Origin of the sequence: Bradyrhizobium viridifuturi (assembly GCF_001238275.1) — a bacterium.
GTDB lineage: Bacteria > Pseudomonadota > Alphaproteobacteria > Rhizobiales > Xanthobacteraceae > Bradyrhizobium > Bradyrhizobium viridifuturi.
Genome location: NZ_LGTB01000003.1, coordinates 265,785 through 285,866 on the forward strand (window position 1 = coordinate 265,785; position 20,082 = coordinate 285,866).

Annotated in this window: 21 protein-coding genes; 14 read left to right on the forward strand and 7 right to left on the reverse strand. The window is 64.6% G+C overall.

Annotated elements, in window-relative coordinates; genetic code table 11:
• The first annotated feature begins 58 nt into the window (after positions 1 to 58).
• Together ALC15_RS04825 and ALC15_RS04830 are read left to right on the forward strand one after the other, a co-directional pair.
• Positions 59 to 271, forward strand: a complete 213-nt coding sequence (locus tag ALC15_RS04825; RefSeq protein ID WP_244485924.1) for a hypothetical protein — start codon at positions 59 to 61, stop codon at positions 269 to 271.
• Between the two features lie 816 nt (positions 272 to 1,087).
• Positions 1,088 to 1,297, forward strand: coding sequence for a hypothetical protein (locus ALC15_RS04830; protein ID WP_050626288.1), 210 nt, complete (start codon positions 1,088 to 1,090; stop codon positions 1,295 to 1,297).
• Between the two features lie 186 nt (positions 1,298 to 1,483).
• Here the strand turns inward: ALC15_RS04830 and ALC15_RS04835 are convergent, their stop codons facing one another.
• Positions 1,484 to 1,672 carry a hypothetical protein gene (locus ALC15_RS04835; RefSeq protein WP_050424306.1) on the reverse strand — a complete coding sequence of 63 codons (189 nt, stop codon included), beginning with the start codon at positions 1,670 to 1,672 and terminating at the stop codon, positions 1,484 to 1,486.
• 667 nt (positions 1,673 to 2,339) lie between these two features.
• Here ALC15_RS04835 and ALC15_RS04840 point away from each other — a divergent pair.
• Positions 2,340 to 2,714 (forward strand): helix-turn-helix domain-containing protein, encoded by a 375-nt coding sequence (locus ALC15_RS04840; protein WP_050626289.1) that lies wholly within the window; start codon positions 2,340 to 2,342, stop codon positions 2,712 to 2,714.
• A 15-nt stretch (positions 2,715 to 2,729) separates the two neighbouring features.
• Here the strand turns inward: ALC15_RS04840 and ALC15_RS04845 are convergent, their stop codons facing one another.
• Positions 2,730 to 3,035 carry a hypothetical protein gene (locus ALC15_RS04845; protein WP_050626290.1) on the reverse strand — a complete coding sequence of 102 codons (306 nt, stop codon included), beginning with the start codon at positions 3,033 to 3,035 and terminating at the stop codon, positions 2,730 to 2,732.
• A gap of 101 nt (positions 3,036 to 3,136) precedes the next feature.
• Between ALC15_RS04845 and ALC15_RS04850 the strand changes: the two genes are divergently transcribed.
• Positions 3,137 to 4,573: an undecaprenyl-phosphate glucose phosphotransferase gene (locus ALC15_RS04850; RefSeq protein ID WP_050626291.1), complete on the forward strand. Its 1,437-nt coding sequence runs from the start codon at positions 3,137 to 3,139 to the stop codon at positions 4,571 to 4,573.
• Positions 4,574 to 4,613: 40 nt separating this feature from the next.
• Here ALC15_RS04850 and ALC15_RS04855 read toward each other — a convergent pair whose 3' ends face one another.
• The 5 genes from ALC15_RS04855 to ALC15_RS04875 all read right to left on the reverse strand — a co-directional run bounded on the left by ALC15_RS04855 (position 4,614) and on the right by ALC15_RS04875 (position 8,094).
• On the reverse strand, positions 4,614 to 5,210 hold the full coding sequence (locus tag ALC15_RS04855) for a hypothetical protein (protein WP_050626292.1): 597 nt from the start codon (positions 5,208 to 5,210) through the stop codon (positions 4,614 to 4,616).
• 4 nt (positions 5,211 to 5,214) lie between these two features.
• Positions 5,215 to 5,991 (reverse strand): metallophosphoesterase family protein, encoded by a 777-nt coding sequence (locus ALC15_RS04860; RefSeq protein ID WP_094193670.1) that lies wholly within the window; start codon positions 5,989 to 5,991, stop codon positions 5,215 to 5,217.
• A 7-nt stretch (positions 5,992 to 5,998) separates the two neighbouring features.
• Positions 5,999 to 7,339, reverse strand: a complete 1,341-nt coding sequence (locus ALC15_RS04865) for a hypothetical protein (RefSeq protein ID WP_210168578.1) — start codon at positions 7,337 to 7,339, stop codon at positions 5,999 to 6,001.
• Between the two features lie 74 nt (positions 7,340 to 7,413).
• Positions 7,414 to 7,698, reverse strand: coding sequence for a hypothetical protein (locus ALC15_RS04870; RefSeq protein WP_128089432.1), 285 nt, complete (start codon positions 7,696 to 7,698; stop codon positions 7,414 to 7,416).
• Between the two features lie 93 nt (positions 7,699 to 7,791).
• Complete coding sequence (locus ALC15_RS04875; protein ID WP_128089433.1) at positions 7,792 to 8,094, reverse strand: hypothetical protein; 303 nt, start codon at positions 8,092 to 8,094, stop codon at positions 7,792 to 7,794.
• A gap of 298 nt (positions 8,095 to 8,392) precedes the next feature.
• Here ALC15_RS04875 and ALC15_RS04880 point away from each other — a divergent pair, with 298 nt between their 5' ends.
• From ALC15_RS04880 to ALC15_RS04925, 10 genes are all read left to right on the forward strand, one after another.
• Complete coding sequence (locus tag ALC15_RS04880; RefSeq protein WP_094193671.1) at positions 8,393 to 9,505, forward strand: polysaccharide biosynthesis/export family protein; 1,113 nt, start codon at positions 8,393 to 8,395, stop codon at positions 9,503 to 9,505.
• A gap of 31 nt (positions 9,506 to 9,536) precedes the next feature.
• Positions 9,537 to 10,991, forward strand: coding sequence for an O-antigen ligase family protein (locus ALC15_RS04885; protein ID WP_094193672.1), 1,455 nt, complete (start codon positions 9,537 to 9,539; stop codon positions 10,989 to 10,991).
• 2 nt (positions 10,992 to 10,993) lie between these two features.
• The gene (locus ALC15_RS04890; RefSeq protein WP_244485925.1) at positions 10,994 to 11,743 is read left to right on the forward strand and encodes a hypothetical protein; all 750 of its coding nucleotides are present in this window, start codon (positions 10,994 to 10,996) and stop codon (positions 11,741 to 11,743) included.
• 129 nt (positions 11,744 to 11,872) lie between these two features.
• Positions 11,873 to 14,146: a polysaccharide biosynthesis tyrosine autokinase gene (locus tag ALC15_RS04895; protein ID WP_050626299.1), complete on the forward strand. Its 2,274-nt coding sequence runs from the start codon at positions 11,873 to 11,875 to the stop codon at positions 14,144 to 14,146.
• A gap of 13 nt (positions 14,147 to 14,159) precedes the next feature.
• The gene (locus ALC15_RS04900) at positions 14,160 to 14,972 is read left to right on the forward strand and encodes a hypothetical protein (protein WP_050626300.1); all 813 of its coding nucleotides are present in this window, start codon (positions 14,160 to 14,162) and stop codon (positions 14,970 to 14,972) included.
• A complete protein-coding gene (locus tag ALC15_RS04905; RefSeq protein ID WP_050626301.1) occupies positions 14,969 to 15,727 on the forward strand; it encodes a class I SAM-dependent methyltransferase in 759 nt (252 codons plus the stop codon). Before ALC15_RS04900 ends, ALC15_RS04905 begins: the two co-directional genes overlap by 4 nt.
• A gap of 3 nt (positions 15,728 to 15,730) precedes the next feature.
• Positions 15,731 to 16,846: a glycosyltransferase family 4 protein gene (locus ALC15_RS04910; RefSeq protein ID WP_050626302.1), complete on the forward strand. Its 1,116-nt coding sequence runs from the start codon at positions 15,731 to 15,733 to the stop codon at positions 16,844 to 16,846.
• Positions 16,843 to 18,135, forward strand: a complete 1,293-nt coding sequence (locus tag ALC15_RS04915) for an O-antigen ligase family protein (RefSeq protein WP_050626303.1) — start codon at positions 16,843 to 16,845, stop codon at positions 18,133 to 18,135. The genes ALC15_RS04910 and ALC15_RS04915 overlap by 4 nt, the downstream gene beginning before the upstream one ends.
• 26 nt (positions 18,136 to 18,161) lie before the next feature.
• Positions 18,162 to 19,451, forward strand: a complete 1,290-nt coding sequence (locus tag ALC15_RS04920; RefSeq protein WP_244485926.1) for an MATE family efflux transporter — start codon at positions 18,162 to 18,164, stop codon at positions 19,449 to 19,451.
• Positions 19,448 to 20,071: a class I SAM-dependent methyltransferase gene (locus ALC15_RS04925; protein ID WP_050626305.1), complete on the forward strand. Its 624-nt coding sequence runs from the start codon at positions 19,448 to 19,450 to the stop codon at positions 20,069 to 20,071. Before ALC15_RS04920 ends, ALC15_RS04925 begins: the two co-directional genes overlap by 4 nt.
• The last annotated feature ends 11 nt before the right edge of the window (positions 20,072 to 20,082 follow it).

Sequence of the window (20,082 nt, forward strand, 5' to 3'; positions counted from 1 at the left end):
GGAACGGAGTGTGGCAATGCGAGTTATCACGGGTTTTGCCGTAGCTTCAGTTATGATCATGTCAGGAGCAATCGCTCCGGCGATCGCGATCGACGTCCAGGTCGCACGCGCCTGCGATGCTCTGGTGGCGCGCGCATTTCCGCCGCGGCAACCCGGCAATCCCGCTTCCGGCAGCGCGAGGGGTGGCGCTAAGGATCAGCGCGACTATTTCAACAAGTGCGTCGCCAACGGTGGCAAGATGGACGACGACACGCCTGCCAAATCGAAATAGCGCGGCGGTCGCGACGCGCACCGCCAATTAGCGATGCTTATGGCGATTGATGGTGCGGACGGCTGTTAGCTGCGGTGAACGTGCAAAGCGCATGTGCGATGAAGCGCGAAGTGGCTTGCTTCTTCCGCTGAAGCCGAAACGCTTCAACGTCGCTCATTTTGAATTAGAATAGCATTGTCGGATTTGGTCCGGATTCGAGACGAATCTCTTTGCACGATCGAACGTGAAGCGCTGAATCTTTCCGTCTTATCGCCAGGGCGCCGATCGGAACGCCCGACGTTCGCGGCGCCCCAATGTCTGCGGTCGGCGCGGATGGCTGCGCGCATCCATGCCGCTTAGTTTAACCTGTTATGCGCTGCGCAAATCCGATTGATCGAGTGCAGCAGATTTAGTGTGTGCATGTCGTCGTTGGTGGAATATCTGGTTCGCGGCTGGAACATCGCCTGAAGCCGCCGGCCTTTGACGCGGCGACATTGTGATCTCGCGCAGGCGTTCCGCCGGTTTCCCCCGCGATTGCGGCGATCGATGATCGTCAAATGATTTCATGCTCTTGGTCGCGCCGTGCGGCCAGCACCTGTTGCGTTCTTCGGCCGCGCGTCGCATCGCTGCCGTCGACATCCCATCGCAGCGACACAATACGGCCATCGATTAAACCTTTCGCGATCAGGTTGTGGAACCAAATTGGAAAAATTTCTGTCAGCGTAACGTTGGTCGCAAACCTGCCCCATTAACCGCTTTCCATGTGCGTGATCTAACCCTGTCATCGAAACTTCAATCACATCGCTCATACCCTTAACCGCAGAGCGAGGGCGCGCCATGAAGCAGCACAAGATTCAACACTTGCATCAGCCGATCGAAGAGGCGTTGCTCGCGACCAACCAATCGCTGCGCAACGAGGTCGTTGCGCTGATGCTGGATATCGCTGAGCTGCGTGAAATCCACGAGCGCCCGGTTGCGTCCCGCTCGTTCGGTGTATCGCGTGAGCAGACCACCCCGCGCGCCGCGCTGCGCCGGGTTCATCGCTGACGTCCGTCCGCGAATTTCTCACCACGCAATTGCCGCCACTTCCGCGCCGTCCGGCGCGGGTGGTGGCTTGTCCATGATCGCGGACAACTCAATTTAAGATTGAGGCGTCGATCGCCTGCCGATTATGCTGCGCGGGCCGCCCGACGGATTCCGCGACGCGTCTGCATCGAGGGGCGCGGGGGCGTATCAGTGCTCTTGCCGCACCGGTTTGTGCGCCACGACGTCGGACAAGCGCTCGCGCAGGATCCAGGTCTGCAGGACCAACTCGACGGCGGTATGCCGGAGCTCGGAATTCTCCGCGACGAGCCGTTCCAGGGCGTCGGTCGCCTCGCTGGACGCGGACTGCTTCCCCTCGAAGACCTTGAGACGCGCCATGGTGTCGATCCTCGTAAAATCTGTTGATCAGAGGCGGGCTCTGACAAGCGTCAGCACAGAATAGTTCGCAGACTATCCGGCGGTCGTGGCTCCGCCTGATGGTCTCGGGTGGGAAAGCGCTTAATTGATAATTCGCGGATCGAGCTATGAGAGTTAGGTGTCGTGAAAATAATCCTCAAATATGTTGAAACTCTCATGACACCTAACGTCTTAGTAACTACCGCCGCGCGTGCGCGGCTGCAAGCTACCGGACGCGAAGGTCGCGGGATTAATTTGTTAGAATTTTGTGAAACTTCTGCTTGAACGGCGGCGTAACTATCACGGAGAGGCATGGTGCACTCACAATCTGTCGAGGGACCGATTGGATGTTCTCATTTGCTTCTCATTCAGGAATGCAAACGGTGCGCCAGTTATCCAGATCAAATTCTCATACGCAGAAAGTCGTATAACTTTTCCTGTGAGGCCGGTTCGGCGCGGGAATATTGCTCATATATTTCGGTAAATACCTTGCAGCTTCGGCGTTTCTTCGCAAAATGCAGCGTTACCGACGGCAAGTTTGAGGCTCCCGAAAGACCCCCGGGAAATCCTCAATTTGAATTTCCTGTTGCATTTACATAGCTTATAGGCCATGCGATGATTGCTAATCTAGGGGGCAATGAGATGACCAATGAGGCGTCATTCTACTGAGGAGATCACTTCCAAGGTCAAACAGGCCGAGGAACTCATGGCGCGGGGGCAGTCACAAGCCCAAGCGTGCAAGGTGCTGGGCGTTAGCGTGATGACATTTCACCGCTGGCGCAAGCAGGAGGCCGCGCGCGGCCATCCGGCGAATGGTACTGTGACCGAACTCGCCGCTCGCACCGATGATCGAGATGGGATCCCCCACGTCCACAACCGTATTGACGAATTGCGGCTGGAAAATGAACGGCTGCGCCGGATCGTGACCGATCTGCTGCTCGAGAAAATGAAGATCGAGGAGAAGCTTGCGGTCAGGTCCAACGGCGGGAACGGCTTGCCCCGCCGGGGTGAAGTCCAGAGCTGACGATAAGCTGATCCGTTAATGGATACGCGAGGGCCTGGGCGCCAGCAGCAGCTGGTCGCTCAGATGCGCTTTCTCTGATCGTGCGCGAAGCTCTTCGAGGATTGGACGTAGCCTCTCCTGAGCGAGGTCCAGACCTTTGACAATGTCCTGATTCGGCATTTCGGCCGGAAAGCGGGCCGATCGCAGCTTGGTTTCGACCGCCTTGACCAGTACCTCGACGTCGTCGCGGTGCTGGCCGGCGACCAGCTCCGCGCCCATCAGGCGGATCAAGTGGAGGAGGGCCACCAGCGCGGCCTCGGTTTCGCCAGCCGAAGAACTCATGGATGCTCTCTGCCTGATATTGCCGGCAGGTCTTGCGAGCTCACGGCCTGCCTGATACTGATAATGCACATATGAATTGTTAACACGAATGTTAATTCCCGATGACCGACCTGTCGGACGCTCGATTAGCGAAGGATCCGGTTAACGTCGGCGCGTTCGCTTTTGCTTCGCTCGAGGCGTTTGCCGTCGCTTTCGAGATGATCATCGTCGTGCTGTCCAGCATCATTGGCGGTGCGGCCTATCACCTGTTCTACTACCACACGGTTTATAGCAACAGCTTCGAGGGTTTTCTAGGCATCGGGGTCCTCGCCGCCATCCTTCACATGTTCGTGGCGAAGTCGCAGGGCCTCTACAATGCACAGGTGATGGCCGGGCTCGACCGGCGCTGGAGCAGCCTGCTCGGCGGGTGGCTGCTGGTCGTCCTGTTGATGACACTGATCATCTTCCTCCTGAAGGTTGGCTCCGGCGTCTCGCGCGGGTCGGTGATGTCATTCGGCCTGATCGGCGGCCTCGGGCTGGTGGCTGGACGGATGCTGCTGCAGGCGCCGCTGCAACGTGCGATCGACCGCGGCATGCTGGCGACCCGCCGCGCCGTCGTGGTCGGGTTGGCGGACGAATTGTCACGGGTGCGGCAATCGAGCCTGCTGCGCGATTTCGGCCTCAGCGAGGTGCGACGGGTTCAGCTGTCGGGCCAGTCCGACGACGCGGGCGACCGCGCGGGTGTTGCGTCAGCCATTCGTGCCGCGCGTGAGTGCGGCGCCGACGAGATCATCCTGGCGATGCCCTGGCAGCAGGAGCCGCGCATCCAGTTCGTCTGCGATCAATTGCGGGCGTCGCCGCTGCCGGTGCGGCTGCTGCCGGATCGAACTGCGGAGAGATTCCTCGCGCTGCGGATGGTGGCGAGCGGCCCGATACCGACGCTGGAAATGCAGCGCTCGCCGCTCACCGCGGTTGAGCGTGCGGGCAAGCGGCTGTTCGACATCGTGGCGTCGAGCGGCCTGCTGGTGCTGTTCGCGCCGCTCCTGATCGGGACCGCGATTGCGATCAAGCTCGACTCCAAAGGCCCGATCCTATTCCGGCAACGCCGCAACGGGTTCGACGGCAAGCAGTTTACCATCCTGAAATTCCGCTCGATGCATGTGCTCGAGGATGGCGACGTCATCGTGCAGGCGCGTCCGAACGATTCACGGCTGACCGGGATCGGCGCGACGCTGCGCCGCCGCAGCATCGACGAGCTGCCGCAGCTGGTGAACGTGCTGCGCGGCGACATGTCGCTGGTCGGCCCGCGGCCGCACGCGCTGGCCCATGACGACAAGTACTCGAAGCTGATCGCGAGCTATGCGCAGCGCCAGCACGTCAAGCCGGGCATCACCGGCCTCGCCCAGGTGCAGGGATTGCGCGGCGCGACGCCCGCGATCGAGGACATGCAGCTGCGCGTAGCGCACGACCTGATCTACATCAAGAGCTGGAGCTTCGTGCTCGACCTGCGGATCCTGCTGCGCACGGTCGGCGCGGTGCTGCGGCACAAGGGTGTCTGACAGGCCAGGCATCCGACGGCAGCCCGGGTGCCGACGCGCCTTATTCCGGAAGGCTCTGGTTGGCGTCCTTGAATTCCGCCTCGATGATGCGCCGGTTGGCGTCGGTCGCCACGCGATAGGCCTGGCCGACCGCGCCTTTGAGCTCCGGCGCGCGGGTGAGGATCAGGCGAATCTGCCGCTGCAGCAGGTCGACCAGCTCCACATCGCGCGTGGTGTCGACCTGCGCCAGCAGGATCAGGCGCGGCGCGATCAGATCGCTGCGGTTGAAGCCGGTGTAGTAGGACATCTTCAGCGCCTTCGATGCGGTCGGGTTCAGCCAATCGAACCGCCCGGTCGCCGAGGCGAGGCCGAACCAGGCGCCGGCATCCATCGGCGAGAGCCGAAGCGCGCGCGTGAAGGCGGCTTCGGCCGCCTCGGGCGAAGTCTGCAAATCGCTCCAGCCGTCACGCAGCCACAGCTCGCTTCTGATCACGCCGATGCCGGCCGCGAGCGACGGCTTGCCGCGCGATGTATCGGCGGCGAGCCACCAGGCCGACAACGCCAGCGTCACGGCGCCGATCGCGGCCGCGGCCGGCGCGAAGGCCGGCGACAGCTGCCGTGGGAATCGCCGGAACGCGTCGGATATCGTGTCAGCCATCGTGCTATCCATGGCGCGCGGCCCGGTTGCCGGTCATCAGCAGCGTTCGCCGTGCGCCCTCGAGCTTGACGCAGGTCAGGCGGCCGGTCGCATAGGCTCCGGTGTCGACATTGATGCGGTTGTGCAGCAGCTCGGCCTCATGCACCGGCGTGTGGCCGTGGACCACGACCTTGCCGAAATCATCTTCCGACATCAGGAAGTCGTCGCGGATCCAGAGCAGGTCTTCCCTGCGCTGCTGGTTCAGCGCGACGCCGGGCCGGACGCCGGCATGCACGAAGAAGTAGCGGCTGTGCACATAACAGATCGGCAGCGAGCGCAGGAAGGCAAGATGCGCCGGCGGCATCTGGCGAACCAGCGCCCGCGCGAGCGCCCGGCGTTCCTCCGCGTCGGGATTCGACGAGGGCGTCAATCCATAGGACATCAGCGTTTGCAGGCCGCCGAACTGCCGCCACTGCGCCAGCATGTCGGGATTGACGAGAAACTCCAGCAGGCACGCCTCGTGATTGCCGAGCAAACAGACCATGCTTCGGGTGCGGCGGCGTTGATCGAGCATCGCGATCACCTCGCGCGAATCCGGTCCGCGATCGATGTAGTCGCCAAGGAACACCTGGATCGGCCGCACCGGCCGTGACTTGCGGATATCGGCATCGATGCGCGCGCAGATCTCGTGCAGCAGGTCGGCGTGGCCGTGGATATCGCCGACCGCGTAGATGCAGGTCTCGTCTCCCGCGTGCTCGAGGTCGCCGGTCTGGCCGACAATACGTTGGAGGAGGCTGCGCATGTACCGCCTAGCCCGCCTGCAACCGTGAACGGCCGATCCGCTGCGCCAGTCCTGTTCCGATCACGGCTCCCAACACGATCACTCCGGGCAGCGCCGGCAATTCCGGCAAGGTGAAGGCAGCGAGCAGCAGCGTCAGCAGCACGGCCGCGGCCGCCGCAGGATAAGACCAGTTGCGGCCGCGATTGCGCGCACCGGCCGTGAACGCCGCGATGCCCACGATCGTAACCGCGAGTAGAGTCCAGAACATGGCGGAACCGAACTGGACGATCAAGGCGGCGGCACTGGTCGCCACCACGGGCTGCGTGGCTGCGCCTTGCCAGTCCATGTAGGTCGACGCCAGCATTGCGGTGGTCCCGGCGCCGCTGCCGAGCGCGGGCAGGTCGGCGAGCAGATTGTGGGTCGATTGCACGAACTCCGCCGGTGCATCGGCGAAGGCTATGGCAAACGCCACATCGGGGTGGCGATTGGCAATCGCCGTCGCCAGGGCGATCAGCGCGATCGCGGCGGCAGCAGCAGCGCTGCTCCAGCGGTGCAGATGAAGTTTTCGCGCGGCGAAGGTCATCAGGACGAGGGCGATGCCCGCTGCGATTGCGATTGCGGCACCGCGACGGCCGTACCAGCAGGCGCTGGCGGCGCCGAACAGTGCGCCGGCGGCGAACAGCCAGCGCAGTCGCGCGAGCGGCGCCGCCGTGCGGCCATCGGCATGGCCACCGGTGTCGAGCGTGCGCGCCAGGCCAAGCGGAATGCCGACGAGAACGACGACCAGGAAGCCATTTGCGGTCCGATCGCGCGCCACGTCGCCGGCACCAAGCCAAGTTTTGATCGGATCGCTGTACAGCAGCAGGATCAGAGCCGCGACGGTTGCCGTTGCCGCGATGCTGCGGGCCACCATGTCGGCGCGGCGGGCATCGATCGCGATCGCCGAGGCTGATATCATGACCGATAGCAGTGACAGCCAGACCAGCAGCGCGCCGAGGCTTGCGCCGGTATCGATCGTGATGCTGCCGCTGAGCGGCATCCCCAGCGTTTCACCGGCGAATTTCCACACCGGATGCGCCAGGAACGGCAGTGGCAACATCTGCATGATGATCCAGAGCATCGGTATCAGCGCCACTGCAACGGCTGGCCCCGCGACCGATTTCAGGAATGACAGTTCACCTGGACGGATCACCATCAGGCTCGCCAGCAACCCAAGCGACGTTGTGGTGCCGGCGAGGCCAATGGCGAGCGAGGCGTCGAGCAGACCCAGCGGAATCGACGTACCGATCAGGATGCAGATGAATGCCGTGACGTTCCACACGAGAGGGGCAAGTCCTGAGGTGGGGTTCTGCGGAAGATGCGAACGCAAGGCAGCGGGATGCCCCGGGCCCGCGGCGAGGTCAATGGAAATCGGGCACGCCGAATTGGAAGCGTGGTGCCGCGTCAATGCGGACGGCGCAAGGCCAGCAGCGGCGTCGAGGAGCGGGACCAGAACAACGGCGCGAGCGCGCTCGCGAGATATCCGCCTTGCAGCGATACGATCGCGGTGATCATGAGCAGCATCGTCTCCGACCACACAAGGCGCGTGCCTGCGATGATGGCCAGCAGCGTGAGTTCCGCAAGCATGACGGGCACCAGCACCAGGCAGTGCTGGCGCAGCCCGAGAACGACACCGCCGATCAAATTGCCAAGGAAAACAAATAACATAACCAAACCCTGTAACCGCATGATAGCGGGCCGGGTCCTAAGCCTGGGTTAAGCCGACCGTCGCAAATCGGCCGGCACGCGAATGGCTGGGTGGTTATGTTAGTCGATTAACAATCAGAATGGGCGCAGATCGCCGTAGCTGTAGGCCGCCCAATAGTCACGGCCGCCATAGGGGCCATAGGCGCCGTAGAGCGGCGCGCAGGAGTAACGATCGGGACAGCCGTGCCAGCACACCCGCTTCCACTGGCAGACATCGCCATGACAATATTGCAGTCGCTGGCAGTTACCGCCGACGCGCTGCACCGCGCGCGGGGTCGGAGAAATGCTCAATTCCGCGGCAAAAGCGCCCGAATTGCCAATGCCGAGCAGCAAGGCGACGGTTCTCAACGCGATCGCCAGTGGCTTCATGCGAGCCATCGAACCCTCAATCGTTAAACTCAAACCATCTCATTCACCGATAACTGGGACATCACGCGAAATCAAAGCCGGAGTGATGCCGCACGGGCCGTTTGCATCACGGTATCGCGCCGGTGTCGCCGAATTGCCTCACCTTGCTAACATTATTTATCAATTGTACCGCATTATATCGCGGAACCTTGTGATTGTGATAGTCGGCATGTTACGGCACGGCCGGAGTATTTGAATGTCGCGTGCGAATTTCATTCGGATAATGATATTGCTTGCGGCCGCCGTTTCGGTCAGCGGTTGCCATTATATGCCGACCAACGGTCCGACCAGCTCCGATGTGGTCGCCGGGCAGAAGGACCCGGAAAGCCTGCCTTACGCGATGGTCAAGATCACGCCGCAGGTCGAGAACGTGCTGGCGTCGTTCGCGCCGCAGCTCGCCGGCGGCATTCAGGGCCCGCCGCCGAAAGATATTCACTTCGGCATCGGCGACGTCGTCAGCGTCACGATCTTCGAGGCCGCCGCCGGCGGTCTGTTCATTCCGGTCGAGGCCGGCGTGCGTCCCGGCAACTACATCACGCTGCCGAACCAGAACGTCGATACCGACGGCAACATCTCGGTGCCCTATGCCGGCGCGATCCGTGCCAAGAACCGCACGCCGACCGAGGTGCAGCGCTCGATCGTCGACGCGCTGAAGAACCGCGCGATCGAGCCGCAGGCGGTTGTCGCGCTGATTGAGCAGCGCACCTCGCTGATCTCCGTGCTCGGCGAGGTCAATTCGCCGAACCGCTTCCCCGCCAACGCCGCGGGCGAACGCGTGCTCGATTCGATCACGCGCGCCGGCGGCCCGAAAGGGCAGGGTTTCGACACTTGGGTGATGCTGGAGCGCGACGGCAAGCGGACGACGGTGCCGTTCGGCCAGCTGGTCTACGAGCCCAAGAGCAACATCTATGCGCATCCGGGCGACACCATCTATGTCTACCGCGAGCCGCAGACCTTCGTTGCCTTCGGTGCATCGGGCGCGCAGGGACAATTCAATTTCGAAGCCTGGCGCATCTCGCTCGCCGAAGCGGTCGCCAAGGCGGGTGGCCTGAACGATTCCTCGGCCGACCCGGCCTCGGTGTTCGTCTATCGCGGCGAGTTGCCGGAAGTCGCCGCCAAGCTCGGCATCGACGTCAGCAAATATTCAGGGCCGATCATCCCGGTCGTCTACAACATCAATTTCCGCGATCCGGCCGGCTATTTCCTGGCCACGCGTTTCCAGTTGCGCAACAAGGACGTGCTCTATGCGTCGAATGCGGCATCCGTCGAGGACGCCAAGCTGATGCAGCAGATCCGCCTCGTGACCGCAACGGTGAACGATCCGATCGTGGCCGCCTACAACGCAACCTTACTTCGTAATTCGATCAAGCTTGCGCCCTGATATTGGGGCGTAAGCCGGCTCGGCCGGCTTCATGACACGTCTAAGATCACCTTCCGGCTCGGGCGAGGCGACGGCATTGCCGTGGCCGGTGCGCTGGTCATCGTGGCTGTTCTGCGCCGTCGTTGCGCTGGCGCCGTTGCCGCTCGGTTCGGTCGGCGCCGTTGCGCCCGCGATCTGGTCGATCCTGCTCGGGATCGCGCTGCTCGGCGTGCTGCCGGTGCGTCTGCGTGGCAGCCAGCTCGCGATCCTCGCAGTGACGGCGCTCTTGACGGCGCTCGCCGTGCTGGTGCTGCACGAGCAATCGGCGCTGCGGCCGTGGCTCGGCGCGGCGCCGAACGCGCTGTGGGCGGAGGCGGGAAAATTGCTGCCCGCCGTTCTGCCGCCCGTCGTGACGATCGCAACCAATCTGCCGTTCTATTCCGCCGGCGTTGCGATCGTCTGTCTGCTCGCCTTTGCGATCGGCGTCGTGCTCGGCGCCAATCGCATGTTGGCGCGCGGGTTATTGCGGGCAGTGGCGCTCGCGGGCCTCGCCTATGCGATCTGCGGCATTGTCACGTTCGCGATCGATCCGACCCGGATCTATTTGCTGCACGAGAAGCAGGCGCATCTGGAGTGGCTGACCTCTCCCTTCGTCAACCGCAACACGGCGGGCATTTATTATGGCTGCTGCGCACTGATCTGGCTGTTGTTCGGCTGCGAGCTGATCGAGCGGCATTGGCCGTCGCACCGATCCGGCCTGTCACGGCTGTTCGCCCGGCTCGACATGCCGGCACGGCGCCGGCTTGCCGGCCTTGCGTTCGGCTGGCTCACTTGTCTGCTCGCGATGTTCCTGACCGGATCGCGCGGCGGGGTCGGGATCTCGCTGCTCGCCGCGGTCGTCGCGGCCGCGATCCTGTTTCGCAAGCGGATGCCGCGCCGCTACGGCCTGATCGCGGCGCTCGGCATCGGCAGCCTGGTCGCACTCGCCCTGCTGCAACTGCTCGGCGGCGGCGTCGGCGCACGCTTCAGCACGATGGGCCTGTCGGATGAGGGACGGTTCTCGACCTATCGCGCGACGTTGCGGATGATCTGGGATCATCCCTGGCTGGGCGATGGTATCGGGTCCTTCGAATGGGTCTATCCGGCCTATCGCACCGACGACATTTCGCTGCGCGGGACCTGGAACCGGGCGCACAACAGCTGGCTCGAGCTGGCGTCTGACGGCGGAATGTTAATGGCCGGCGCCGCCATGATCGCGCTGTTCGCGGCCTTCGGCGTGCTCGCGCATGGGGTGCGGACCCGGCGTCGCGACGTCATCGTCCCGCTCGTGGCGCTCTGCGCGTCGGGTGCCGGCACGCTGCATTCGATGATCGATTTCTCGCTCCAGATCACGGGCTACGCCGTTGTTATCGCTGCCTTGCTCGGGGCCGGGTTGTCGCAATCCTTCCGTTCCGGCAGGGGCGGCGGCGTCCGTGACGCCGGTGTTACAGCCGGGGCGGCCGGTTAACGTTGATTATTCGCGCGGCGCGCGGGCCGCGGCCGGGCAGGGGTTTTAATTGGCGCGATAACTCTGACTATGCTAACGAACTGTTAGTATTCGTTAGGGAGATAGAGGTGTTCACATTTGAGCGATCCGGCGGTTTTTCCGCTCCGCGCCTTGCGGTCTTGGTGATGTTGGCACTCGCGGCGCCGGGCGGCGCCGTGATCGGACAAACGCCTGGCGGGCTGATCCAGCTCCCCCAGGCGGTGACGAATTTCAAGGCCAATCCAGAGCAGTTGCTGACCCAATTTCCGAACGCGGGCGTGGAATTGACCTCGCGGGCGCGCGACTTCGCTCTCAGCGATCCGACGGCGCTTGATCCCCTGATTGCGCTGCTTGCCAAGGCAAGCAAGGACCAGAAGACGGCGATCGCCGCCGGTCTCGCCCAGGCCGCGCGTATCGTGGTGCGCAGCAACCAAACCTATGCGACGCGTATCCAGCAGGCGATCGCCGACACCAAGGACCTCGACACGGTGATGGCATTTGCCGCAGCGTCGGGAGATACCGGCACCGCTGCGACCGGCGCCGGCGGCGCGGGCAGCGCTGGTGCATCCGGCGGCCAGACCAGCGCGCTTGGCGCTAACGGCGCGGGAGGCAGCGCGCTCGAGGCGATCGGCGGCAATAGCGTGAATACCGGCATTTTCAGTTTCACATCGTCGGTCTCGTCGTCCGGCAACGGGCCGACCGGCACCACGCTGATCTCAACCGTCACTCCCTGAGCGGGCTTCCGATCGCCGATGGAGAACTCTCTGCAGCGATGCACTTCGATGTCGGCGGCGGGAGGCTACCCGATGCCATTGGAGGGCGCGCGGGCAGGCACCAACCTGCCGGCGCGGCGATAGGACGAGATGCTTCAGCGCAACCAGATTCCGCCGTCAGTCGATCTGAGAAATCGGCCGGCCGAGCTGCCGTCGCTGGCGGAAACCTTCGACGCCTTCGTCACCTATCTGCTCCGGCAATATTGGGTGATCCTCGGCACGGCCGGGCTCTGCTTGTTCGGCGGCATCTGCTACCTGATGACGGCGGCGCCGAGCTATACCGCGCTTGCCACGATGATCATCGACACGCGCAAATTCCAGGCCTTCCAGCAGCAATCGCCGGCGAATGACGTTCCGGTGGATTCCTCCGCGGTCGAGAGCCAGGTCGAAATCCTGAAGTCGGAGAACGTCGCGCTCGCGGTGATCCGCGACCTCAAGCTCAACGAGGATCCGGAATTCATCGGCTCCAGGGCCGGCGCGGCGGGAGCGGTGCTGGATTTCGTGTCCGGTCTTTTCGCCGGCCGCGCGCCGCCCAACGAATTCGACCGGACCCGGCGTGCGGTGCGCACCTTCCAGAAGCAGCTCGACGTCCGCCGCCGCGGCATGACCTATGTGATCGAGGTCAGCTTCCGCTCGCTCGATCCGGAGCGCGCGGCGCAGATCGCCAACGCCGTGGCCGACGCCTATATCGTCGACCAGCTCGACTCCAAATATCAGGCAACGCGCCGCGCCAGCGCCTGGCTGCAAGACCGCATCAAGGAGCTGCGCACGCAGGCCTCCAATGCCGAGCGCGCGGTGCTCGACTACAAGAAGACCAACAACATCGTCACCTCCAGCGGCAAGCTGCTCAATGAGCAGCAGCTCGGCGAGCTCAACACCCAGCTGGTCCATGTGAAGTCTCAGGTCACCGACGCCAAGGCCAGGCTCGACCGCATCGAGGCGGTGGTGAAGGGCGGCGTCCCCGACGCCACGGTTGCCGATACCCTGAACAACCAGGTCATCACCAAGCTGCGCTCGCAATATCTCGAGCTGGCCAATCGCGAGGCCGACTGGTCGTCGCGCTATGGCTACAATCATCTTGCCGCCGTCAATCTGCGCAACCAGATGCGCGAGATCCAGTCGTCAATCATCGACGAATTGAAGCGGCTCGCCGAGAGCTACAAGAGCGACTATGCGATCGCCCTGCAGCGCCAGAACGAGATCGAGCGCGCCGTGAACGATTCGGTGTCGCAATCGCAATCCACCAACCAGGCGCAGGTCACGCTGCGCGAGCTTGAGAGCTCGGCGCAGACCTATCGCTCGCTCTACGACAATTTCCTGCAACGCTACATGGAAAACGTGCAGCAGCAGTCGTTTCCGGTCAGCGAGGCGCGGGTGATCACCCGCGCCTCGCGTCCGCTCGGCAAGAGCCACCCGCAGACCCTGGTTGTGCTGGCGCTCTCGGCGCTGGGCGGTCTGATCGCCGGGCTCGGGCTCGGCGTGTTGCGCGACCTTTATGACCGGGTGTTCCGTACCGCTGAAATGGTCGAGACGATCCTCGACGCCGACTGTGTCGCGATCGTTCCCCGCGTCTCGCCGGGCCAGCTCAAGGCACCGGCAGCCGGCCGTCCCAACCTGCCGGTCGGTCCGCGCACGATCCGGCGCGGCGACGAGCCGGTGCTGTGGGCGGCGATCGATGCGCCGTTCTCGCGCTTCTCGGAAGCGATCCGCTCGATCAAGGTCAATGCCGACCTCAATGTCACCAAGCCGTCGAAGATCCTTGGCCTGACCTCGGCGCTGCCCAACGAGGGCAAGTCGACGCTGGCTTTCGTGTTCGCGCAACTGGTCGCCCAGAGCGGGTCGCGCGTGCTGCTGGTCGATTGCGACCTGCGCAATCCCTCGCTCAGCCGCAAGATCGCCGCCAACGCCGAGCGCGGGATTCTCGACGTACTGTCGAACAATGCGACCTTGCAGGACACGCTGTGGCGCGATCCGGAGACTGGCCTTGCCTTCCTGCCGGGCGCCACGCGCTCGCGCATCGCGCATTCGCATGAGGTGCTGGCCTCCGACCAGATGAAGGATTTCATCGACGCCGTCCGCGGCCATTATGATTACGTGATCGTCGATTTCCCCCCGCTCACGCCGGTGGTCGATGTCCGCATCACCGCGCACTTCGTCGATTCCTTCGTCTTCATCGTGGAGTGGGGCAAGACCCAGGTGCAGGTGGTCGAGCGCGCGCTGCGCAGTGCGCGGGCGGTCAACGAGAACCTGCTCGGCGTCGTGCTCAACAAGGCCGATATCGCCGCGATGAGCCGCTACAGCGGCTATGGCGGCAAGAACTACTATTACAACTCGCATTATGGACGATATGGCTACACCGAGTGAGACGCGAGGCGAGATGCCGCGGCGCGCCGCCGCCTGGCTGGCGCGCGGCTTCCTGGCCGCGGCCGCGTGCTCCTCGGTTGCCTGGGGCGCGACCACGTTGCCGGTCTTTGTCGACCAGGCCCGGCTCGACGGCGCGAGGGACCTGATCTTGCGCAACGTGCCGGTCAGCGATGCCGAGCTCGGTGACCTCGGTCCGCTATTGTCGCGCGTGGCGGCGGATAAGGATTGCATGCCGGCGATCGATCGCAGCGCGGCGGTGATCCGGCTTCGGCTCGCCGAGAACGCACTCGCATCGGGCGATCAGGTGGACGCAAGGATGGACGAGCTCGACGCAGCGGTCCGCAAATCGCTCGGCTGCGCACCGGCCGATCCTTACCTCTGGGTCGTGCTGTTCTGGCTTCGCAACACCAGGCAGGGTTTGAGCGATGCCAATTTCGACCTATTGCGGATGTCGTATCGGCTCGGACCCAACGAGGGCTGGATCGTCGTCAAGCGCAGCGCCATGGCGCTCGCCATGCTCGATGCGCTGCCGCCCGACCTGTCGGACGCGGTGATCGCCGAGTTCGCGCGCCTCGTGAAAACCGAATTGTACACCGAGGCGATCGATCTGTTGAAAGGACCGGGCTGGGCGCACCGGGACAGGCTGCTGGCCGGCCTTGCAGCTGTCCCGCAACGGAACGTCGACATCCTGACCCGCACGATGGCCGACATCGGATACGATCTCGACCGCCGCTCGCCGGCGGAGCGACGCAATCCGGAGCGCAAATCGAACGACCGCATCGACGAGATCGCCCGAATGCCGCCGGAGGCGAGGGCCAGGCCATGACGATGGAATTCAGCGTCGGTCAACACAACGCGCATTATGAAGGCGTCTATTCGACGCAGGAGCGCGACTGGCGCCGCGTCTGCGCGGTCGACAAGGCCGATCATATCGCTGGCCTGCTCGGAGCCGCCGCCGCCAGCGTCGGCAACGTACTCGAGGTTGGCTGCGGCACCGGCGCCGTGCTGGCGCGGCTGTCCGCGATCGGCATCGGCCGCGACTTCACCGGCATCGACGTCATCGATCCCACGACCAACCTGGAGATCGATGGCGCTGCAGCGGCGCCGTTCCGCTGGTCGAGCTATGACGGTGCGACGATCCCGTTCGCTGACGGATCGTTCGACCTCGTCTATGCCAGCCATGTGCTGGAGCACGTGCCCGAGCCGCGCGCATTGCTGCGGGAGTTCGCCCGGGTTGCGCGGAGCTTCATCTATGTCGAGGTGCCCTGCGAACTGCACGCGCGGACCAATCGCCGCGCATTGCAATCGACGCTCGACATCGGCCATATCAATTTCTACACGCCCGACACGTTCCGTCTGGTGCTGGAGACCGCGGGACTCCATGTCGCCGGCTTCGGCACCTACGACCACAGCTTGCCGGTGCACGCATTTCATTCGTCGCGGGTGAGGGGGCTCGCAAAGAGCATTGTGCGGAAGTCGCTGCTGTCGGTCAGCCCGGCGTTCGCCACCCGGCTTGCGACCTATCATTGCGGGGCGCTCTGCCGGCGCGGCGAGGCGCAGGCGCCGCCACGGGATCGGTAAGCCATGACGTCGCGCGTGGTCGTCTTCAACAACATGATCACTCCCTACACCAACCGGCTCTACAACGAGTTGGTCGATCGTGGGCTGGATCTCGCGGTGCTGTCCTGCACTGCGCAGGAGGCCGATCGCGCCTGGGCGGGAACGTTCACGCCGCGCTACGTGACGCGCACGGTGCCCGGTGTCTCGATCCCACTGTCGCGGTCGCGTCACACCCATCTCAATATCGGCATCGGCCGCGCCTTGAACGCGCTCGCGCCCGACCTGCTGTTCGTCAACGGGCTTTTCCCCTCGATGCTGGCGGGCGCGGCGTGGGCGCGGGCCAACGGCAAGGCGCTCGCGCTGACGATCGACGGCTGGCGCGAGACGATGCCCGATACCGCCTATCATCGCCTGGCGCGGCCGTGGCTGCTGCGCCAGTGTGCGGCGGTCGTATGCTGCAGCGACAAGGGCAGGGCGTACTTCCGTGCCGAGGGCGTTGCTGACGACGATCTGTTCGTGGTGCCGCTGGTGCCGGCGTGGGATCCGCCGCCGTCGGTGCCATGCTTCCATGATCGTCCATTTCACCTGCTCTGGTGCGCCCGCATCAATGACGGCGCCAAGAATGCAATATTCTTCGAGAACGTCGCCATCGCGCTGGGCCGTGTCCTGCCTGGCCTGAAGGTCCGCGTGGTCGGGTCTGGCGCCGCAGAGGCGCGCATGCTGGCGCGGCTCGGTGACGCCGGCATCGATGTCAGCCACGACAGCTATGTGCCGTGGCAGGCGATATCGGAAGTCTTTCTGCAATCCCGGCTGTTGCTGCTGCCCTCGTTGCTGGAGCCGTGGGGGCTGGTGTGCAACGAGGCGATGCAGTGCGGCGTTCCGTGTCTGGTGTCGCCGCATGTCGGAGCGGGCGGCGAGTTGGTGCGCGACCACCTGAACGGCCACGTTTGCGCGCTTGATGAGCGGGCGTGGGTCGACACGGCGCGCGGCCTGCTCGAGGATCCCGCGCGCTGGGAGGTGATGTCGCAGCAGGCCCGGAAGAGCGTACGGCGGGAAGCGCTTGCCGACGCCGCTGGACGCTTCAAGGCCGCGGTTGATCATCTCGCGAGGGCGCCAGCCCGGCGGGAGGCCGTTCAATGATCGGCCGGTGGTGGTTTCGAACTGATCTCTTCCTGCACGCCTATCTGGTGATGGTGCTCGGCTGCATCTATTTCCTGTTCAATTTCGTCGAAGGCATCTCGTTCGCGGAACGGGCCGGGGAGTCCACGCTGTTCCGCGTTGCGTGGTTGCTGCTCTACATCCTGCTGATGCTGCACATCGCGGTAGACCGGAAGCGCTTCGGCCTGCTGATGCTGCAATCGCAGCTCTATCTGACGTTCGTTGCCTTTGCGCTGGTCTCGCTGGCGCTGAGCGCCGACCCCGCCGGCGCGTCGGTCAAGTTCGCGATGTATCTGCTGACCACGCTCTTCTCGGCGTGGGTCGTGATCAGCTGCCCCGTCGACCGTCTCGTCGACACCCTGTTCCGGATCGGGATCGCGGTGCTGATCGTTCACGTCCTGCTGTTTCCGGTGATCGGCTCGCAGTGGGACTACGACCCGCTGCATCGGCCGACGGTGCTGGGCACCCAGGCCTATGCCGGCGTGTTCGGCCACAAGAATCTGGCCGGCGCCTTCTTCGGCTTGATGGTGCTGATCTGCTTCGTGCGCATGCTGGCGGGGCCGCGCAAGCAGTTCGGCTGGTCGCTGCTCTTGATGGGATGTCATCTCTTCGCGCTCGCCGCGGCGGGCGCCGCGGGACCGCTGATCAGCATGCTGACGGCGCTTGCCGTGACCTTCGGGCTGCTGCTGGTGGTGCTCGGATACAGGGGCGCGGCTTCGATCTACTGGCTTTGCCTCGCTTTTGTTGCGCTGGTCGTGTTCGCCGTGCCGAGCGATGAGTTGTACGGGCTGGTCGGCCGCAGCGGAAACCTGACCGGCCGCTCGTTCCTCTGGTCGGTCTGGCCGTACTTCTTCTGGCAGCACCCATGGCTCGGCTACGGCTTCTCGGGGTTCTTCAACGAGCTGCCGAACTCGCCGGCGAACGAGCTGACGAGCATGGCGCCCTGGAATACCGAGTTCGGCTCGTTCGAGAATTCCTATCTCGACGCTTTCCTCCAGTTCGGTCTGCTCGGCGGTGCGCTCTATATCCTGCTGCTGGCGCGCGCGTTGTGGAACACCATCGTCTTCACATTCGAGCGGAAAGGGATGTACTGGCTGGCGCCGTTTGCAATGCTGCTGTTCGTCGTGATCGCGTCGGCCAACGATTCGAGCCAGCTGCTGCACAATTACTTCGGCTGCGTGCTGGTGTTCTGGTGCTATTTCGGCCCGGAGGCCCGGCTGCAAGCAGCGCCGCGGCGCGCGTTCGCCAGATTGCGTGTGAGTGAGGCGTGAGTGCGTTGACTGAAAGGCTCGACCGAATGGCGGCCCAGACCCGGGTCGCCGTTGCCGCGGGCGGCGCGCTCCGCGGGCTGCGCCGCGCCGGCGGCAACGTTGCGCTCGGCCTGATCGATCAGGCCTTGCTCAGCGGCTCCGCCTTCGTGCTGACGATCGTGCTGGCCAACGTGCTCGATATCAAGTCGTTCGGCCAGTTCAGCGTCGCCTGGTCGGTCTCGATCCTGATCGAGGCGGTGTTTCTGCGCGGCCTGTTTGACGACGGTCTGCCGGCGACCGCGCATCGCATCCCGAAATCGCGCTGGCCGCAGCTGCGGCTCGGCCTCTATCTGTCGTCGCTCGCCGTCGCGGCCGGGTTTGGCCTGCTGCTGGCGATTGCCGGCCTCGTGATCATTGCGGCCGGCGACAACACGGGCGGGCTCGTGATCGCAACCGGGCTCGCGATCCCCGCCGTTCGGCTGCAAAGCATGTTCCGCCGCATCTGCTATCTCGACGGGCGGCTGCCGCGCGCGGTGGCGTCCTCGCTGACCTATTGCGTGGCACTCGTCGCCTCGGCCGGGTTGATGATCGTGCTCAAGCTGACCGGCGCTGCGGCGGCGATGGCGTGCATCGCGATCTCGGCGGCGGCCGCCGCGAGTCTGTTGCTGGCCCACACCGGCGAGCTGGCCCGGCCGCGCGCCAGAATTTTCCGCGGCTCGCTGCGGCGGCTGTTCAGGAACGGCCGCTGGTTCGTCGCGACCTCGCTCACTTACTGGGTCGGCAGCATCGGGCTGATCCCGGTGTGTGGCGTCCTGATCGGGCTCGACGCGAGCGCATCGCTGCGGATTCTGCTCCTGCTGTTTGCACCGCTGAGCCAGTTCTGCGCGACGATGTTCTCGGTCCGCCTGCCGGAGATCGCGGCCGGGCTGCGCGCCGGCAGGCGCGGCGCGGTCACTGCGGCCGCGCGCGAAAACGCCCTGCTGCTCGGGTCGGTCGCCGCCGCCTATGGCGCGGTGGTCGTGCTGTTCGGCCAGCGCATTCTTGCGCTCGTCATCCATGGACAGACCTACGAGATCGGCACCGGCAGCCTCGCCCTGATGGGCGCGGCGATGGCGCTTGACGCCGTATGGCTCGGCCTCGCGCTGCCGCTGTTCGCGACCGGCAAGCCGCAGCGCTTCATGCTGAGCCGAATCGCCGGCCTCGTCGCGCTGTGCTGCGTGCTGCCGTTCGCGGCGCAGGCTTGGCAGGTGATGGGCGCGGTTGCGGCGATGGTGGCCTCCAGTGCGGCGTCGGTGATCACCGTCGTGCTGACCAATCGGGCGCGGGGGCAGGCATGACTGACCACGCGCGCGGCTCGCTCCCGAGGCTGCACATCGGCGCCTTCAATTGCGGCATCGACGGCTGGATCAACACCGACATCACGATGCATCTGTGGATTGCGCGGCTGCCGTTCGCGGCGAAAGCGCTGCATCTCGCGGGCCTGCTGAGCAATGCCCGCTATGCCGAGCACCGCAACGGCAGGTTTGCCCGGCTCCGCTACATGGACCTGACCAAGCCGCTGCCGTTCGCCGATGGCAGCCTCTCGGCGGTGTTCAGCGCGCATGTCTTCGAGCATCTGTTCCCTGACGAGGTCGGGCGGCTGGCGCGCGAGATCGCCCGGGTGCTCGCGCCGGGCGGGGTGTGCCGTATTGTCGTCCCGGACATGGAACGGATCGTCGCCCTCTACGACCCGGCCGCGCCGCAGGCCTTCCTCAAGGGTGTGTTCGAGATCGAGCGCCGCAAGGAGGCCGCCTTCGCACATCACTGGGGCTATACCCGTGCCTCGCTCGCGGCGCTGTTCCGCGACGCGGGGTGCTCAGAGACCCATACGCGGGCGTATCGGGAGGGGGTCTGTCCCGACATCGACCGGCTCGACAACCGGCCGGACGAGTCGATCTTCTTCGAGGCCATCAAGTAGCAGGAGACTGA

Coding starts and splice junctions, on each gene's coding strand:
- ALC15_RS04825 (WP_244485924.1), top strand. CDS start 59: ATGTCAGGAGCAATCGCTCCGGCGATCGCGATCGACGTCCAGGTCGCA.
- ALC15_RS04830 (WP_050626288.1), top strand. CDS start 1,088: ATGAAGCAGCACAAGATTCAACACTTGCATCAGCCGATCGAAGAGGCG.
- ALC15_RS04835 (WP_050424306.1), bottom strand. CDS start 1,672: ATGGCGCGTCTCAAGGTCTTCGAGGGGAAGCAGTCCGCGTCCAGCGAG.
- ALC15_RS04840 (WP_050626289.1), top strand. CDS start 2,340: ATGAGGCGTCATTCTACTGAGGAGATCACTTCCAAGGTCAAACAGGCC.
- ALC15_RS04845 (WP_050626290.1), bottom strand. CDS start 3,035: ATGAGTTCTTCGGCTGGCGAAACCGAGGCCGCGCTGGTGGCCCTCCTC.
- ALC15_RS04850 (WP_050626291.1), top strand. CDS start 3,137: ATGACCGACCTGTCGGACGCTCGATTAGCGAAGGATCCGGTTAACGTC.
- ALC15_RS04855 (WP_050626292.1), bottom strand. CDS start 5,210: ATGGCTGACACGATATCCGACGCGTTCCGGCGATTCCCACGGCAGCTG.
- ALC15_RS04860 (WP_094193670.1), bottom strand. CDS start 5,991: ATGCGCAGCCTCCTCCAACGTATTGTCGGCCAGACCGGCGACCTCGAG.
- ALC15_RS04870 (WP_128089432.1), bottom strand. CDS start 7,698: ATGCGGTTACAGGGTTTGGTTATGTTATTTGTTTTCCTTGGCAATTTG.
- ALC15_RS04875 (WP_128089433.1), bottom strand. CDS start 8,094: ATGGCTCGCATGAAGCCACTGGCGATCGCGTTGAGAACCGTCGCCTTG.
- ALC15_RS04880 (WP_094193671.1), top strand. CDS start 8,393: ATGCCGACCAACGGTCCGACCAGCTCCGATGTGGTCGCCGGGCAGAAG.
- ALC15_RS04885 (WP_094193672.1), top strand. CDS start 9,537: ATGACACGTCTAAGATCACCTTCCGGCTCGGGCGAGGCGACGGCATTG.
- ALC15_RS04895 (WP_050626299.1), top strand. CDS start 11,873: ATGCTTCAGCGCAACCAGATTCCGCCGTCAGTCGATCTGAGAAATCGG.
- ALC15_RS04900 (WP_050626300.1), top strand. CDS start 14,160: ATGCCGCGGCGCGCCGCCGCCTGGCTGGCGCGCGGCTTCCTGGCCGCG.
- ALC15_RS04905 (WP_050626301.1), top strand. CDS start 14,969: ATGACGATGGAATTCAGCGTCGGTCAACACAACGCGCATTATGAAGGC.
- ALC15_RS04910 (WP_050626302.1), top strand. CDS start 15,731: ATGACGTCGCGCGTGGTCGTCTTCAACAACATGATCACTCCCTACACC.
- ALC15_RS04915 (WP_050626303.1), top strand. CDS start 16,843: ATGATCGGCCGGTGGTGGTTTCGAACTGATCTCTTCCTGCACGCCTAT.
- ALC15_RS04920 (WP_244485926.1), top strand. CDS start 18,162: ATGGCGGCCCAGACCCGGGTCGCCGTTGCCGCGGGCGGCGCGCTCCGC.
- ALC15_RS04925 (WP_050626305.1), top strand. CDS start 19,448: ATGACTGACCACGCGCGCGGCTCGCTCCCGAGGCTGCACATCGGCGCC.